Annotated in this window: 12 protein-coding genes; 3 read left to right on the top strand and 9 right to left on the bottom strand. The window is 65.5% G+C overall.

Annotation, left to right across the window (positions count from 1 at the left end):
* Position 1: 1 nt before the first annotated feature.
* Positions 2–634 carry a TetR/AcrR family transcriptional regulator gene (locus ALC15_RS26840; RefSeq protein ID WP_050629865.1) on the bottom strand — a complete coding sequence of 211 codons (633 nt, stop codon included), beginning with the start codon at positions 632–634 and terminating at the stop codon, positions 2–4.
* A gap of 106 nt (positions 635–740) precedes the next feature.
* On the opposite strand from ALC15_RS26840, the gene ALC15_RS26835 reads away from it, so the two are divergent.
* A complete protein-coding gene (locus ALC15_RS26835; protein ID WP_050629864.1) occupies positions 741–1,406 on the top strand; it encodes an O-methyltransferase in 666 nt (221 codons plus the stop codon).
* 25 nt (positions 1,407–1,431) lie between these two features.
* On the opposite strand, the gene ALC15_RS26830 is transcribed toward ALC15_RS26835, so the two are convergent.
* The 3 genes from ALC15_RS26830 to ALC15_RS26820 all read right to left on the bottom strand — a co-directional run bounded on the left by ALC15_RS26830 (position 1,432) and on the right by ALC15_RS26820 (position 4,616).
* Positions 1,432–2,769 carry a TRAFs-binding domain-containing protein gene (locus tag ALC15_RS26830; protein WP_128089593.1) on the bottom strand — a complete coding sequence of 446 codons (1,338 nt, stop codon included), beginning with the start codon at positions 2,767–2,769 and terminating at the stop codon, positions 1,432–1,434.
* A 12-nt stretch (positions 2,770–2,781) separates the two neighbouring features.
* Positions 2,782–3,366, bottom strand: a complete 585-nt coding sequence (locus ALC15_RS26825; RefSeq protein ID WP_200914700.1) for a hypothetical protein — start codon at positions 3,364–3,366, stop codon at positions 2,782–2,784.
* Between the two features lie 110 nt (positions 3,367–3,476).
* Entirely contained in the window at positions 3,477–4,616 is a 1,140-nt protein-coding gene (locus ALC15_RS26820) for a patatin-like phospholipase family protein (protein WP_050629861.1), read from the bottom strand.
* Positions 4,617–5,015: 399 nt separating this feature from the next.
* Between ALC15_RS26820 and ALC15_RS26815 the strand changes: the two genes are divergently transcribed.
* Positions 5,016–6,449: a toll/interleukin-1 receptor domain-containing protein gene (locus ALC15_RS26815; protein ID WP_050629860.1), complete on the top strand. Its 1,434-nt coding sequence runs from the start codon at positions 5,016–5,018 to the stop codon at positions 6,447–6,449.
* A gap of 31 nt (positions 6,450–6,480) precedes the next feature.
* Here the strand turns inward: ALC15_RS26815 and ALC15_RS26810 are convergent, their stop codons facing one another.
* From ALC15_RS26810 to ALC15_RS26800, 3 genes are all read right to left on the bottom strand, one after another.
* The gene (locus ALC15_RS26810) at positions 6,481–7,218 is read right to left on the bottom strand and encodes a hypothetical protein (RefSeq protein WP_050629859.1); all 738 of its coding nucleotides are present in this window, start codon (positions 7,216–7,218) and stop codon (positions 6,481–6,483) included.
* A 109-nt stretch (positions 7,219–7,327) separates the two neighbouring features.
* Positions 7,328–7,570 (bottom strand): hypothetical protein, encoded by a 243-nt coding sequence (locus tag ALC15_RS26805; RefSeq protein WP_050629915.1) that lies wholly within the window; start codon positions 7,568–7,570, stop codon positions 7,328–7,330.
* A gap of 138 nt (positions 7,571–7,708) precedes the next feature.
* Complete coding sequence (locus ALC15_RS26800) at positions 7,709–8,707, bottom strand: NAD(P)H-dependent flavin oxidoreductase (RefSeq protein WP_430649193.1); 999 nt, start codon at positions 8,705–8,707, stop codon at positions 7,709–7,711.
* Positions 8,708–8,772: 65 nt separating this feature from the next.
* Between ALC15_RS26800 and ALC15_RS26795 the strand changes: the two genes are divergently transcribed.
* Entirely contained in the window at positions 8,773–10,335 is a 1,563-nt protein-coding gene (locus ALC15_RS26795) for an AMP-binding protein (protein ID WP_050629858.1), read from the top strand.
* A 78-nt stretch (positions 10,336–10,413) separates the two neighbouring features.
* Here the strand turns inward: ALC15_RS26795 and ALC15_RS26790 are convergent, their stop codons facing one another.
* Positions 10,414–11,364, bottom strand: coding sequence for an alpha/beta fold hydrolase (locus ALC15_RS26790; protein WP_094194131.1), 951 nt, complete (start codon positions 11,362–11,364; stop codon positions 10,414–10,416).
* 200 nt (positions 11,365–11,564) lie between these two features.
* The gene (locus ALC15_RS26785; RefSeq protein WP_244486276.1) at positions 11,565–13,730 is read right to left on the bottom strand and encodes a hybrid sensor histidine kinase/response regulator; all 2,166 of its coding nucleotides are present in this window, start codon (positions 13,728–13,730) and stop codon (positions 11,565–11,567) included.
* Positions 13,731–14,078: the final 348 nt, after the last annotated feature.

Here is a 14,078-nt window from a genome sequence, read left to right as displayed (position 1 = left end):
GTCACCGCCTTCCGAGACTCCTCAGATACGCGCAGAACATGTCCGCCATGGCGTCGGCGTAAGCCTTGATCTCTGCGCGCGTTCGCGGACTCTCGGAAAAATCCTTGCCCACCGTGCTCAATGTCGTCGTGATCAGATCGCCCGCGATCGCGCAGTCCGCATCGGACGCCTTCGGCAACGCCTCGCGCATGAAAACCTCGACGACGCGCTCGGCGGAGGCTCGCGCCTCGCGGGCCTCGGGCGCGTCGCGGTACAGCGGCGCGGCGTCGTTCAGCGCGACACGCACCGCGGCCTCCTCGCATTCGGAGCGGATGAAGGCATGCACCAGCGCGCGCAGCCGGTCCAATGGCGGCCGCCCGGCATCCTCTAGGATGTCGCGCAGCAGGCCGGTGGTTTGCCGCCACTCGTCGCTTTGCAGACGGAACAGGATCGACGCCTTGTTCGGGAAATACTGGTACAGCGAGCCGACGCTGACGCCGGCCCTCTCGGCCACCCGCGCCGTGGTGAAGCGCTGCGCGCCTTCCTTCGTCAAAACCTGAACAGCAGCATCGAGAATCGCCGCGACGAGGTCGGCCGAGCGGGCCTGTTGCGGCTGCTTTCGCGAGGAAATTGAAGAGCTTCGCCGCTTGGCCATGGTCGCCTCAAGGACACCTTGGGAAATGCGATTAGCGAATGCGACTAATTATTCGTATTTCTGACGCGGCGCAAGGACGCGCCGATTTTTGGACCTGGAGACCCACATGACCACCCTTACCTCACCCAGGCTCGCGGGCGTGCTCGACCGCCTGTTCGCGCAAGCCTCCGCCGCGGTGGAGGAGACCCAGCTCGCGGTGGCCGACCTTTCCGACGGGGAACGGACCCGCCTGATGCGAAGCAGGACCGACTACCGCGCGCTCTACGGCCGCCTGAACAATGTGCCGCTCGCCGTCTCGCGCGAGACCGGCGCGCTGCTCTACATGCTGGCGCGCGGCACGCGGGCGCGGAGCATTGTCGAATTTGGGACATCGTTCGGCATCTCGACGCTGCATCTTGCCGCGGCGCTCCGCGACAATGGCGGCGGCCGGCTGATCACCAGCGAGTTCGAGCAGTCCAAGGTGGTGCGCGCCTGGGACAATCTCGTCGCCGGCGGACTGGACGACCTGGTCGAGATCCGCGAGGGCGATGCGCTCGAGACGCTGCGCACCGGCCTGCCCGATGCGATCGATCTCGTGCTGCTCGACGGCGCCAAGGCGCTCTATCCCGATATCCTCGATCTCGTGGAGAGCCGCCTGAAGCCCGGCGCCTTCGTCGTCGCCGACAATGCCGATTACAGCCCCGACTATCTGGCGCGGGTGCGCTCGCCGGCGAATGGCTACATCTCGACGCCGTTCGGCGAGGACGTCGAACTGTCGATGCGGCTCGGTTGACGTGAACGCCGGCAGAGCTGCGCGATCAGGCCGCCTTGATCTTGTCGATGACGACGGACAATCGCGCACGCTTTGCGGCGTCGATGACCTGCGTGACGCTGGCCTCGAGATCACCGAGCACGCTGTCGATCTTCCACGCTGCGGGGCCTTCATCGATCACCGCGTCGGCCAGTTCGTCGGCCTTGTCGGGATCGCCGAGGTCGAAAGCCGCGGCGAGCAAGGTCTGACGCGTCCATTCGTCACCGACCTGAAGCAACCTCGCACGATCGCAAGCGGCGATCGTCAGCCGCAACGCGGTCTGCGCGCGCTCCTCGTCGCCAGCCCGGGCGCGCGCGCGATAGAGACGCGGCAGGTTGCTCGAGCAATAATAGGCGTTGAGGTCGAGCTGCATGCCCTGCTCATAATATTCGATCGCCTTCGCCTGGGCTTGCCGCTTGTCTGTCGCCAGCGTAGCTGCCCTTGCCAGGCGCTTGTAGCGACCGCCCATCAGACCGAGCCGCTCGGGTGTCGGCCCCGCCCTCCTGATCAGCGTCTCGAGCGCCGCAATGGCCTGGAGATTGTTGCCGGCATAGGCGGCGGCGAATTCACGAATCTCCTGGATTTCAGGGACGTCCTTGAATTTTGCCGGAAGGCCCGCCGCAAAGTCGAGGACGCTGTTCCAGTCCGTGGTCTTGTCGACGCTGTCGCGCAATAGCAGCAGCAATGCGAGCGCAATCGGATAGGTCGCGGGCGGTCTCCCATCCCTGGCGATCAGCGCCTGCGCGCGCTGCATGCGCTCGGCGTGCGGTGCGGCACGCACCTCGCGCACCTTGGTCTGGAACGCCGCGAGTTCGGCAAGCTGCTCCTTGGTCGTCGTCGCCTTGGTCGGATCGACATCTTCCGGGTAGCCGGGAATCGATTGGGGCATCGGGGAGAGCCCGTCACGCAGCGACACGATGCCCTCCTTGATCCTGGGCCGGAGGCCGGATGCGGTGTCGTCGGAGATGTTGCCCTCGGGGAGCGGGTAGCGCACGGTGCGCATCTGCACGACGTCGAACAGCTGCTTCGACCAGTCGGCGGCAAGCAGAACACAGCCGGTCTTCTGCGCCGCATGGCGGATGCCGACCTCGTAATAGACGTTCCCGTTCGGGATCGTCATGTCCGCCAGCACGAGATCGGCGAAATAGAGCCGCTCCAGCATCTGGCCGACGATCAGCGCACCGGTGTCCTGGTCGGCGCGAACCGGTTCATAGCCCAGCTCCTTGATCACCGGAACGTAGCCGCGATCCCACAGCGCGTTAAAATCGATTTCGGCCGGACCAAGCTTGGAATCCGCCTGGGTCGGCTTGCGGCCGTAGGGCATGATCATGAAACACGACGGCATCCTGCAATTCCTTCAGTCCCATAATTTTCTCGTATCCAGCCAGTAAACCCACGTCGTCTTGCGCCCCGCTTCATCCATCAGGTGCTTGGCGCCGCCGGGGCCATCGCCGCCTTCGCCGTTCCACAGGCAGACAAAGGCGAGCTTCTTGCCGCCGAACCTGGCGGCCCGCTGCAGCATCCATTGATTGTCGCGCTCATAGGCGTTTTCGCCGGCCGACAGCGGGCCGAGCTCGTCCGGCATGACATGGAGCACCGCGCGCGATTTCGCCGCGAGATAGCGCGCGCGCCAATTGCCGCCGGCGAAATCGACCGAGCCGGCAAGGAAGGTCGGCTCGTCGAACGGGATGTAGATCTCAAGCCCCATGCCATGCGCGAGAGCAGCCTCCGCAAACAGCAGGTCGCCGCCACAAGCGCCGCCGCAGATCGCGAGGTCGCCTTCGGCGACGCCGATCTTCGCAAGTGCATCGGCGATCGCAGCGGCCGCGACAGGCTCCCTGTCCGGCGGAAAGCGTGGCGTTTTTCGATCTGGCGCATCGATCATGTGACCGCTGAAGAGAACCACTATGTTGGGCGATCCGGCGCGTTGTTCCGTGGTCATCGTGACACCCGACTAATGATTGGATCATTGTGTCTCGATGACAAACCTAGCTGAAGGCGAATCTCCTGTCGAAGCCGGGACCGAGTGTCAGGACACCGCGCTACGCGGCATCAAATGATGTCGAAGGCCGGCGGGAAATGTTCCGGCCTGATCTGCACCTTCGCGGCGAGCGCTCCGATCTCGGCGAGCTCGTCCATGTTGGACGGGTCGTCCATCGCCGCGATCTTGGCAAGCGCCTCCGGCGTACGGTCGATGGCGACCGTCGTCTTCAGCCAGCCCGTCTCCAGCAACACGTTGTAGCGCGCATAGGTCGCAAGTTGCGGTCCGCCCCGGCTGTCCGCCGCCATGTCTTCCACCGCGCGATCGATCGGCCATGGCGTCAGGCAGTTCGTCAGCCATTGCAGCATGCCGTGATTGAGCCGTCCGCAATCGTCCATGAGCGATTGCAGCGACCGCACGCCCTGCTCCGCCGCCGGCATGTGGACGATCTGGTCGGTCGAAAATGTCGACTTGAAGACGCCGGTCCCCGCCGAGATCAGCAGGAGCTTGTCCTTGCCGCCATGCCACCGGAAACCATGGCCGTGAAGTGCCGCGAGCATCAATAGCTGCAGCGCCGGATCGTTGAACGGGCTGACGCCGCCGTCGACGAAGGCGCCGCTGACCGTGTGGCCGTCGCGCGCGGAGATCTTGATCTCCTCGGGCTTGAAATAGGTTGGGGCGGCAGTGCTGGCGCGAACCACTTCCGTCAGCCGCAACGCGCCATCCTGCCCGGCGTAGGTCGCGTCCGGATGATTGTGCAGCGGCCAGGGACTGCCGGTATCGAGCCGCTTGGTCATGATCATCAAGCCGGTGCGGACGTGATCGCCGCCGAGCGCCGTGTCGGCGCCGAGCTGCGCATCGAGCGCGTGCTGCAGGGCATCGGAATTGAATTTCGGCGCCAGCAGGCCCCGCCGCCAGAACGAATCCTGAAAGATGTCCGTGCCGATCCCGCGATAGAGCTTCTTCAAGGCGTCCACGGTCATCCCGCAGGCGAGCCCGGCCGCGATGATCGATCCGGTCGAGGTGCCTCCGATCAGGTCGAAATAGTCGCAGAGCAGCAGGTCATCCTTGCCGTACCGCCTGCGCAGCATCGCCTCGATGGCGCCGATATATTCGAGCGTCAGAATGCCGCGAATGCCGCCGCCGTCGAGCGCCAATATCCGCTTCGGCCCGGCGTCCCGGTCGAGATGCTGCTGCTTGGTCTTCGGCATGGCTGGCCCTCCGACTATGACTGTTGCTGATCTCGATACGGCCGGCCGATCACGGCCGAAGGCTCAATTGATCGCGCCCGCGCGCGTACGGCGCCGGGGCATGCAATGAAGCGATGTGCTCACGTCGACACATCCGCTGATGTTTCGAAAAATTTTAGTCAGTGCATTTCCGGAGCAGGACGCGCATCGCGCGCCGGCTCCCTGCGCATTCTGCACATGATACACCCTAGGGTATAGTGAGATACTTCACTGGCAGGCGGCTTTTCTTTTTCTCGGCCGGCGATCGCAGATTTCACAGACGGGTTATCATCGGTCCGCGGCGAGACGTGCAGCCGCGGCATCCGGCCGATGAGCAGCGGGCCAGCCGTCGCATAAGATTCATGCAGATCGGATTTTGCCATGCCAAACGATTTTTCGGTCTTTATCAGCCATCGCGCCGAAGACAGATTTCTCGCGCGCCTCCTGAAGGCTCGGCTCGAATATCTCAGCAGCCTGGACGGACAGCGTTCGGTGGAATGCTACGTGTGCGAGGAGATTCCCGGCGGCGCGGAATGGCGCCAATGGATGATCGACAACACGGCGAAGGCCGACTGCCTGATCTTCATCCACACCAACGCCGAACATAACTGGACGTGGTGCGCTTCCGAGATTTCCCAGTTCGACGGCTACAAGCGCGCACTGAAGCTCACGTCGAAGGTGCTGTGGTTCTCGGTCGATAGCTCGCCCTCGTTTCCGATGCTGGCGGAGAACGAGTTCTACGGGATCGGCGACGACGAGGTGCGGCGGTTTCTCGAGGATCTGTTCGTCCGGCCGACCTTCGGTCCGGTGCCGCTGCGTCCGAAACTGAACGCCAATCATGCCCGCGACTTCAACGAAGCGGTGAAGGATCTGCACGCGCAGTTCATGCAGATCACCCGCCCGGAAGAGCTGTTTCGCCTGCGGCTCCGCGTCGTGTTCAGCGACGAGTTGTCGTTTCGGCAGAAGGCCGATGCGCTGAAGGCATTGCCGCCTGCGGAGCGTGCGCGCGGATTCCTGACGGATGCCAGGCTGGAGGCGGATCCCGCCACCACCACGCTGCTGTCGGGTCCCGATGCGGGCGGCCTCGACTGGGAGGACCTGCTCAGCGCGCAGAACCGCTACGACAGCGGCGCCTGGCTCGACGAGCTGACGAGCTATGTCGCGAACTCGTTCTCGGACGTGGATGTTGCCAGCCGGCGAAGCCGCGAGCAGGTCCTCAGTCCGATCTTCCGCGATCTGAAGCTGTATCAACCGGTCATCGCCCGGCTCGAATATCTCGACAGCACGCCGTTCTCGGTCGTCATCATCTTCGTGCCGATGCCGCCGTTCAGCGAAGATCCACGGCTGATGGTCGCGCAGAACATGCCGAAGGACATCGTGTTCCTGTCGATCCTGCTGCGACTGGCGCGGCGCTTCCGATGGTCGTTTCTCGAGCCGCTCTACAACGCGGTCGAGGACCTCGACGATGACTTCAGCGCCAAGCGATGGGACGATCTGCTGCAGCGCTACCACGAATGCCTGGAAAACCTCGATTCGATCCTGCGACAGGGCAACATGCGCGAGCTCGAAACCGTCGGCGACATCAAGTCGACGATCAACATCTCCGACGATGCGCTCCTGAAGGAGATGTTCAAGGATTGGGGGACGTTTCAGACCCGGCTCGCGCAGGCCATCGAGAAGAAGTCGCCGGGCGATGTGCGGCAAACGCTGGAGCCCTGGCTCAAGCGCAACAAGGACTTCATGAAGCAACTGCTGGTCGAAACCCAGGGCAAGGTGGAGAAGCTGCGGCCGCAGGAAGTTCACCAGGGGCCGTAGACAGCAGGGCTCGGGTCGACCGCTCCTGCGCTCAGATCATCGACGCAACGCGTTCGAGGCCGATCAGGCGCGCCAGCGAGCGAACCTCGTTCTTCTGGTCTTCGCGGAGCTGGAACAGCAGCGGCATCGCCGCCGACTTCAGCTGCTGCACTTCCTCGGAATCCGGATCGATCGGCATGGTGCCGGCAGCGGGATCGCCCTGGCGCTTGGCGTGGATCTTGCGGGCGACGGCGCGCAACGCGGTCTCGACCGCCGGCCAATAGTATTCCTGCGACGACGACAGCTTGAGCCGGTCCTTGATGCCGGCGATCTGGGCATCGCTGAGCAAGGCGTAGGTCTTCTGCGGCGCCGGCTTGGCGGCAGCCTTGGGCTTCGGCGGTGCGAGGGCAGCCGGCGCAGGGGCTGGAGCGGGCTCGGCGATCTGCGGCTGGGCCGCGTCGACGGGGTCATTGAGCTTCGGCAGGCCGATGTCGGCGGGCTCGGCGGACGCATAGGCCTGGCGTACCGTGTCGGTCGCGCCCGGGATCGCGGCTTGCGCCCGCAGCAGGAGCGGCGACGGATTGGCGGGGGGCTCGGCCGGCTGCGGCGCTTCAAAGGAGGCGGCGGCAAGCGCCGTGACCGCGAGCTTGTCCTGCTTGCTGGCGCGATTGGCGACCGGGCCGACGTCGGCCTGCGCTGCCGGCAGGCTGTCACGGCCCAAAATGGCTGTGATCGCGGCGCCGGCGAGGAGGAGGCATGTCAGCGCGGCGAGGGTGATGGCTCTGGTCAAAAACTACTCCATTCCCGGCCGGTGTCACCGCAAACTGCGCGGCAAATGCGGCGTTAGCGTGCCATGACCGCGCCAAATAGGTGAAATTGTCCCGAAACGGCCCGAAAAATCAGGCCGCGGCGTCAAGCTCATAGGCTTCCTGGATGTCGGCCACGATCTCATGCGCCGTCCAGAGGGCGCCAGGCTGGACCGCATGCAGGCTGACCGTCCAGTTGGTCCGGCGGGTGCGCGGCGTGCTGACGATGTCGAACTCGACCTGACGGCACAGCGGATGCCGCTGCAGGGCGTAAAACACCCGGGTCCGGAGCTCGTTGAGCGATGCCGGGGTCTTGGAGAGCGCCTCAAAAGCCATGTCGCATTCCCACAACTGCTGGGCGGCCCAGCCGTATTGGCGGACCATCCATGGCGCATAGTTGGGACTGGCATGGTTAATGCCGAGTTAAGCAGACAGGCGGGTTTTGGCGGCTAAGCGGCCGCCGTTCGCGATGGCTCAGCCGAGCCGCACCCGCGCGCTCGCCACCTCGTACTCCGCGATCGTCCGCGCCACGAGTTCGTCGACCGCGAGCACCCCGGTCACCCCCGACGTGGAATGACCGCCGCTCCAGATGTCGCGCCAGCGCTTGGGGCGGCTTTCGCGGGCGCCGATGTCGATGTCCTTGCCGATGTCGATCGCGCCGCGGGCCGGGAGGTCGTCGGGATCGAGACCTGCGGCTTCGATCGAGCGCCGCAGCATGTTGGTCTGCAAGCCGGTGAACGCGGTCGTGAGCAGGATGTCGTCGGCGGTCGCCTCGACCAGCATCTGCTTGTACCTGTTGTCCGCCATGCTCTCGCGCGTCGCGATGAACTTGGTGCCCATATAGGCGAGATCGCAGCCGAGCGCTTCCGCGGCGCGCAGCGCATGGCCATCGCTGATGCCGCCGGCCAGCACGATCGGGCCGTCGAAGAATGCGCGCACCGCGCGGACGAACACGAACGGATTGAGCCAGCCGGTCTGCCCGCCGGCGCCGGCAGTGAGCAGCACGAGCCCGTCGGCGCCGGCCGCGACCGCGCGCTCGGCATGGCGGATCGAAGCGACATCGGCGAACACCAGCGCGCCGGCATCGTGCAGGGGGCCAAGCACCGGCGCGGGCGAGCCGACCGAGGTGATCACGAGCTCGGGCTTGTGCCGCAGCAGCACGACGAGGTCCTGCTGTAGCCGTGTGTTGGAGCGGTGCACGATCAGGTTCGGACAGATCGGCGCGGTCGCCTTCCCGCTCGCATCGGCATGCGCTTGCACGCGGTTGTCAATTTCGCCGAGCCATGCATCCAGCTGTTCCGTCTCACGGCAATTCACCGTCGGAAATGAGCCGATCACGCCGTTGCGGCAGGCGGCTACCACCAGTTCGACGCCCGACACCAGAAACATCGGCGCCGCGATCAGCGGCAACCGGAGACGATCGCGAAAGCGCGCGAGAAGATCTGCGGACAAGTTGTTTCTTCCCATCATCATTGTGTTAGCGTTGCGCCAACATTGGCACGCGAGAAGCCAAAGACAAAGCGGGAGGAGACCACGAGATGAGCAATCCGCTCTATGCATTTCCGGCGGTCTGCGAGCAGACCTTGCGGGCGCTGGCGCGCTATCCGTCGCGCACCGCCTTCGCATGGCCGGGCGGCTCGCTCAGCTATCAGGGCGCGACCGACCTGATCGGGCGGATGCAGGGCGTGTTCATGCGGCTCGGCTTTGCGCCGGGCACTCGCGTCGCCTTCCTTACCGCCAACCGCGCCGACAGCTGGTGCGCCGGCGTCGCCGCGCAATTGTCGCGGCTCGCGATCACCTGGCTGCATCCGCTCGGCTCGCTCGACGACCAGCTGTTCCAGCTCGAGGACTCCGAGGCGCAGATGCTGATCGTCGACGGCATCACGTTTCGCGACCGCGGTGGCGAGCTCGCGGCAAAAGCGCCGGGGCTGAAGACCGTGTTCACGCTCGGCCCGGCGGATTACGGCGCCGACCTCTTGCAGACGGTCGAAGACGCCGGCAGCGCGAGCGCGAAAAACTTCGCGCGCGAGGACGACATCTCGACCCTGAACTACACCGGCGGCACGACCGGCAAATCCAAGGGCGCGTTGCGCTATCACCGCGAATATGGCGGCTTCGCCGCCGCCATCCTCGCCGACTTCGAAATCCCGGAGACGCCGCGCTACCTCACCGTGGCCCCCATCAGCCACGTCGCGGGGACAAAAGTGCTGCCGACATTGATGCGCGGCGGCACCGTGCACATGCTGAAGGGGTTCGATCCGGAGGCGGTGTTCAAGACCATCGAGCGCGAGAAGATCAACTTCACGCTGTTCGTGCCGACCATGATCTACGTGATGCTGGATCATCCCGCGCTGCCCAAGACCGACCTCTCCTCGCTCGAGCTGTTGCTGTACGGGGCGTCCGCGATGTCGCCGAGCCGGCTGGTCGAAGGCATCGAGCGGATCGGCCCGGTGTTCTCGCAGCTCTACGGCCAGACCGAATGCTATCCGGTTTCGGTGCTGCGCAAGGCCGACCACGATCCGAAGACGCCGGAGCTGTTCCTGTCCTGCGGCTTCCCGATCACCGCCTGCCAGGTGAAGATCCTCGATCAGGACGACCAGGAGGTCGCGACCGGCGAGGCCGGCGAGATCTGCGTGCGCGCCACGCATGTGATGGCCGAATACTGGAAACGGCCCGACATCACGGCGGAAACGCTGAAGAGCGGCTGGCTGCACACCGGCGACATCGCGCGCAAGGACGAGCGCGGCTACATGTTCATCCTCGACCGCAAGAAGGACATGATCGTGTCCGGCGGCTTCAACATCTTCCCGCGCGAGGTCGAGGATGTGCTGTCGCAGCACGCCGACGTCGCGATGGTCGCCGTCGTCGGCGTGCCCGACGACAAATGGGGCGAGGCGGTCACCGCCGTCGTGGTGGCACGCGAGGGCACTTCGCCCAATGCCGACGAGCTGATCGGCCTCGTCAAGGCGAAAAAGGGCTCGGCGCATGCGCCGAAGCAGATCCAGTTCGTCAAGGAGCTGCCGATGACCGGCGTCGGCAAGGTCGACAAGAAGGTGCTGAAGGCAGGCTTCTGGACCGGCCGCGACCGCATGGTGGGGTGAGGTATCGCAGCGAAAGGCTTGGCGCCGTTCCCACGTTCGTCCTGGCCCGGCCCAATGTGGGCCGCGCCATATTCGGCGTCATTCCTTGCGCTGCTCGAGACGGGCAAGGAAGTCGCGCACCAGTGTCGCGATCTCATCGGTCGCTTCGTCAAGCGCGAAATGTCCCGCGTCCAGGATGTGGACCTCGGCTGCCGGAACGTCGGCGGCATAGGCGGTGGCACCGGCGACGGTAAACGACGGATCGTATCTGCCCCAGACCACGAGGGTTCGCGGCTGCGTCTCGCGAAGCCATTTCTGCCATTGCGGGTAGGAGGCAACGTTGGTGCGGTAATCCAGGAACAGCGTGGTCTGGATGTCGGCCTGGCCCGGGCGGGACAGAAACGCGGATTCGTCGACCCACAGATCCGGGTCGTAACGTTCGGGATGCGGGCTCGTCCCGACATGACGCTGGCGCGTTGCCTCGAACGACGTGAAATTGGCCTTGAGCTTGTCGATCTCGTGCACCGGATCCGCCCAGAATTTCCTGCGCGCCTCCCAAAGCGGACTCAAGCCCGGTTCGTGCGCGACTGCATTCTGGATAATGATGGCGCGGACCCGTTCAGGATGCGCGAGCGCCAGGCGGAAGCCGACGGGCCCGCCATAGTCCTGCATGAACAGCACATAGTTGGTGAGGCCGAGCTTCGTCGTGAACTCGTTCGTCACGCGCGCGAGATTGTCGAAGCTGTATTCGAAACTGGACGGAGCCGGCGCGCTGCTGTTGCCGAATCCCGGATAATCGGGGGCGATCAGATGATATTTATCGGCGAGAAGCGGCAGTATCGGCTCCCACATCCGCGATGAGGATGGAAAGCCGTGGAGCAGCAGCACGACAGGTGCGTCGGCCGGCCCCGCTTCGCGATAGAAGACGTTGACGCCCTGGACGTCTACCGTGTGATACGAGACCGAGCGCCGGCTCGACTGCAGATCATTTGCCGAAGCCTGCATGGCCATGCCGGTCAGAACGGCAGACATCGCGAGCCGGGTGGACATCTTCATCGATCAGCTCCTGTGTGGTGCGCGGCGTTCTGCAACGACCTATGGCCAATACGTGTTCGAACGGTGTGAGAAACACCGGCGGCGCGCTCACCCTTCCCGCGTCGCCGGCGCGCGCAGATCACATTTCCGACATTGTCAGCCACGCGGCGAAGACCGGAGCCGTTGCCCTTCGAGCCGCCACCCGAGCGCCACTCTCAGGGTGGCGGGGGGAGAATCAGAGGGCCAGCGTCCTCAGCGGCAACACGCAGGTCGCTCGCCGCTCCCCGGCCCAATAGCTGGTCGAGCCGCTCTCGCAGCTGATCCTGGTGGTAGGGCTTGGCCAGCCGCGGCAGGTCGACGTGGGTGCCGTCGGGCAGTTCGGCATAGCCGGTGGCAAGCAGGACGACGAGCTGCGGCCGCACCTCACGCGAGGCCGCGGCGAGCTCGATGCCGGTCATGCCGGGCATCACATGATCGGTCATCATCAGGTCGATCTCCTGGTCGCTCCTGAGGATATCGAGCGCGTGCGGCCCCGAATTGGCGCCGATCACGCGATGGCCGAGGTCCTCCAGCATCTCCATGGTCGACATCGCGATCAGCGGATCGTCGTCGACCAGCAGGATCACCGCAGAGCGCTTGACCGGCTGCGCCACGGGTACGGGACTTGCGGCTTCCGGCGCGGCAGTTGCGACCGGCAGCACCAGCACCGCCGTGGTGCCCTCGCCGACCGCGCTCGACAGCTGCAACGCGCCGCCGAGCTGCACCGCGAGCCCATGCACCATCGACAGGCCCAGCCCGGTGCCCTTGCCCACCGGCTTCGACGAGAAGAACGGCTCGATCGCCCGCTTCAACACCTCCGGCGTCATGCCGGTGCCGCTGTCGATCACCGACAGTTTCAGGTAGTTGCCCGGATGCAGCGCCGGATCGCTCTTGGTCTGCTCGTTCCCGATCTGCTCGTTCTTGGCCTGCTCATTCTTGGCCTGCCAGGCCGCGAGGCGGATCTCGATCGCGCCGCCATCCGGCATCGCATCGCGTGCATTGATCGCAAGGTTGAGCACCGCAAGCTCGAGCTGGTTGGTATCGACGCAGGCCGGCGGCAATCCGTCGGGAATATCGAGCCGCAGCACGATGCGCGGTCCGAGTGAGCGCTCGAGCAATTCACTCATGTCGCGCACCAGCGCACCGAGATCGACCGGCACCGCGCGCAGATCCTGCTGCCGCGCGAATGCCAGCAGCCGCTGCGTCAGCGAGGCTCCGCGCTCGGCGCCCTGCAGCGCGCCGTCGACCAGCCGCTGCAGCCGCGGGTCCTCCGGCATCCGCTTGCGCAGCAGGTCGAGATTGCCCATCACCGCCATCAGGAGATTGTTGAAGTCGTGCGCGACGCCGCCGGTGAGCTGGCCGATCGCCTCCAGCTTCTGCGCATGGCGGAGCTGCTCCTGCGCCCGCTCGCGCGCGGCGACCTCCTTCATCAAATCGGCGGTGCGCTGCTCGACCCGCTGCTCCAGCGTCGCGGTGAGCTCGGCAAGCGCGGAGCGCTCGGCGGCGAGTTGCGCCAGCAGCGCCTCGCGCTCGATCTCCGCGGTCTTGCGCGCGGTGATGTCGGAACAGACCCCGACCAGCGACCGGATGTTGCCGTCGGGCCGGCGCACCGCGCGGGCGCGCACGTCGACCCAGTGCTGGCTGCCGTCGGGCCAGATGTTGCGATACTCGATCTTGTAGTCGGCGCCGGTCTTGAGCGTGTGCTCGACGACCTCCTGCCGCCGGGCGCGGTCGTCGGGATGAACCGCCTCGAGCAGGTCCTGATAGGTGAACGGCAGGTCCGCGGCATGCCCGAAGAAGCGCTTGCAGGTCGCGGAGGCCTCCAGCTCGAAGCCCGGTACGTGCAGTTCGAGCGCGCCGAGATGGCCGGCATCGAGCGCCGTCTGCAGCAGGCTTTCGCTCTCGGTGAGGTCTTCGAGAATCGCGCGGGTCTGGTATTGACGGCGGCGACCTCGCACCGCCGCCGCGACCAGGCTCACCAGCGTGGTCGGATGGAACGGGCGCTCGATGAAGGTCACATTGCCGAGCGCGCGGCCGAGCCGCGCCGCTTCCGGGCTGCGCTCGGGACCGCCGCCCTCGCTCATCAGAACGATCGGGAAGTCCGACCATGACGGCTGCTCGTTCAGCCAGCGCGTCAGGCCGGCGAGATCCGCGGTCCCGATCGCCTCGTCCGCGATGATGGCAAGGCCGGCGCCGCTTGCGACCTGGCGCTCGAGCTCGGCGATGTCGCCGCAGATATTGGCGTAGTAGCCGGCCTCCTTGATCAGATGGGCAGTCCTGACGGCGTCCCGCTCGCTCGCGGCAAGGATGACCGCGCGTTCCGAGGACGGGCCGGGCTTCATCGCGAAGGTCCCTGCGACGGCCGGGGGTCCGCAGCGGCCGGCACAGCACAAGGCCGCCGGGTGGCCATGGCCACGGTGCCGGCGGCGGGATCGATACGCGTCATGGGGCCCCCTAACGGGAGCGAAACTCGCTCGTGCCGCCAACCGTTCCCGCGGCGTGAGTTAATTTTTGCCCAAGGGGCAGGCACGCCTCAAAATATCGAAAACAACCCCATGCAAAGGAGCCGGTGGGCTGCCGGGCTTCGACACGACAACTTGACGCGTCAGGCAAATCAGGGATATATTTCTAATATTCCGAAATCATCTAAGTGCTGCCGCGCCCGAGCTGAAAAGGGGAAGGCCCGGATC

Origin of the sequence: Bradyrhizobium viridifuturi, assembly GCF_001238275.1 — a bacterium.
In the GTDB taxonomy this organism is placed as follows: Bacteria; Pseudomonadota; Alphaproteobacteria; order Rhizobiales; family Xanthobacteraceae; genus Bradyrhizobium; species Bradyrhizobium viridifuturi.
This window is presented reverse-complemented; position numbering and strand designations above follow the sequence as displayed.

Coding starts and splice junctions, on each gene's coding strand:
- ALC15_RS26840 (WP_050629865.1), bottom strand. CDS start 634: ATGGCCAAGCGGCGAAGCTCTTCAATTTCCTCGCGAAAGCAGCCGCAA.
- ALC15_RS26835 (WP_050629864.1), top strand. CDS start 741: ATGACCACCCTTACCTCACCCAGGCTCGCGGGCGTGCTCGACCGCCTG.
- ALC15_RS26830 (WP_128089593.1), bottom strand. CDS start 2,769: ATGCCGTCGTGTTTCATGATCATGCCCTACGGCCGCAAGCCGACCCAG.
- ALC15_RS26825 (WP_200914700.1), bottom strand. CDS start 3,366: ATGACCACGGAACAACGCGCCGGATCGCCCAACATAGTGGTTCTCTTC.
- ALC15_RS26820 (WP_050629861.1), bottom strand. CDS start 4,616: ATGCCGAAGACCAAGCAGCAGCATCTCGACCGGGACGCCGGGCCGAAG.
- ALC15_RS26815 (WP_050629860.1), top strand. CDS start 5,016: ATGCCAAACGATTTTTCGGTCTTTATCAGCCATCGCGCCGAAGACAGA.
- ALC15_RS26805 (WP_050629915.1), bottom strand. CDS start 7,570: ATGGCTTTTGAGGCGCTCTCCAAGACCCCGGCATCGCTCAACGAGCTC.
- ALC15_RS26800 (WP_430649193.1), bottom strand. CDS start 8,707: ATGATGATGGGAAGAAACAACTTGTCCGCAGATCTTCTCGCGCGCTTT.
- ALC15_RS26795 (WP_050629858.1), top strand. CDS start 8,773: ATGAGCAATCCGCTCTATGCATTTCCGGCGGTCTGCGAGCAGACCTTG.
- ALC15_RS26790 (WP_094194131.1), bottom strand. CDS start 11,364: ATGTCCACCCGGCTCGCGATGTCTGCCGTTCTGACCGGCATGGCCATG.
- ALC15_RS26785 (WP_244486276.1), bottom strand. CDS start 13,730: ATGAAGCCCGGCCCGTCCTCGGAACGCGCGGTCATCCTTGCCGCGAGC.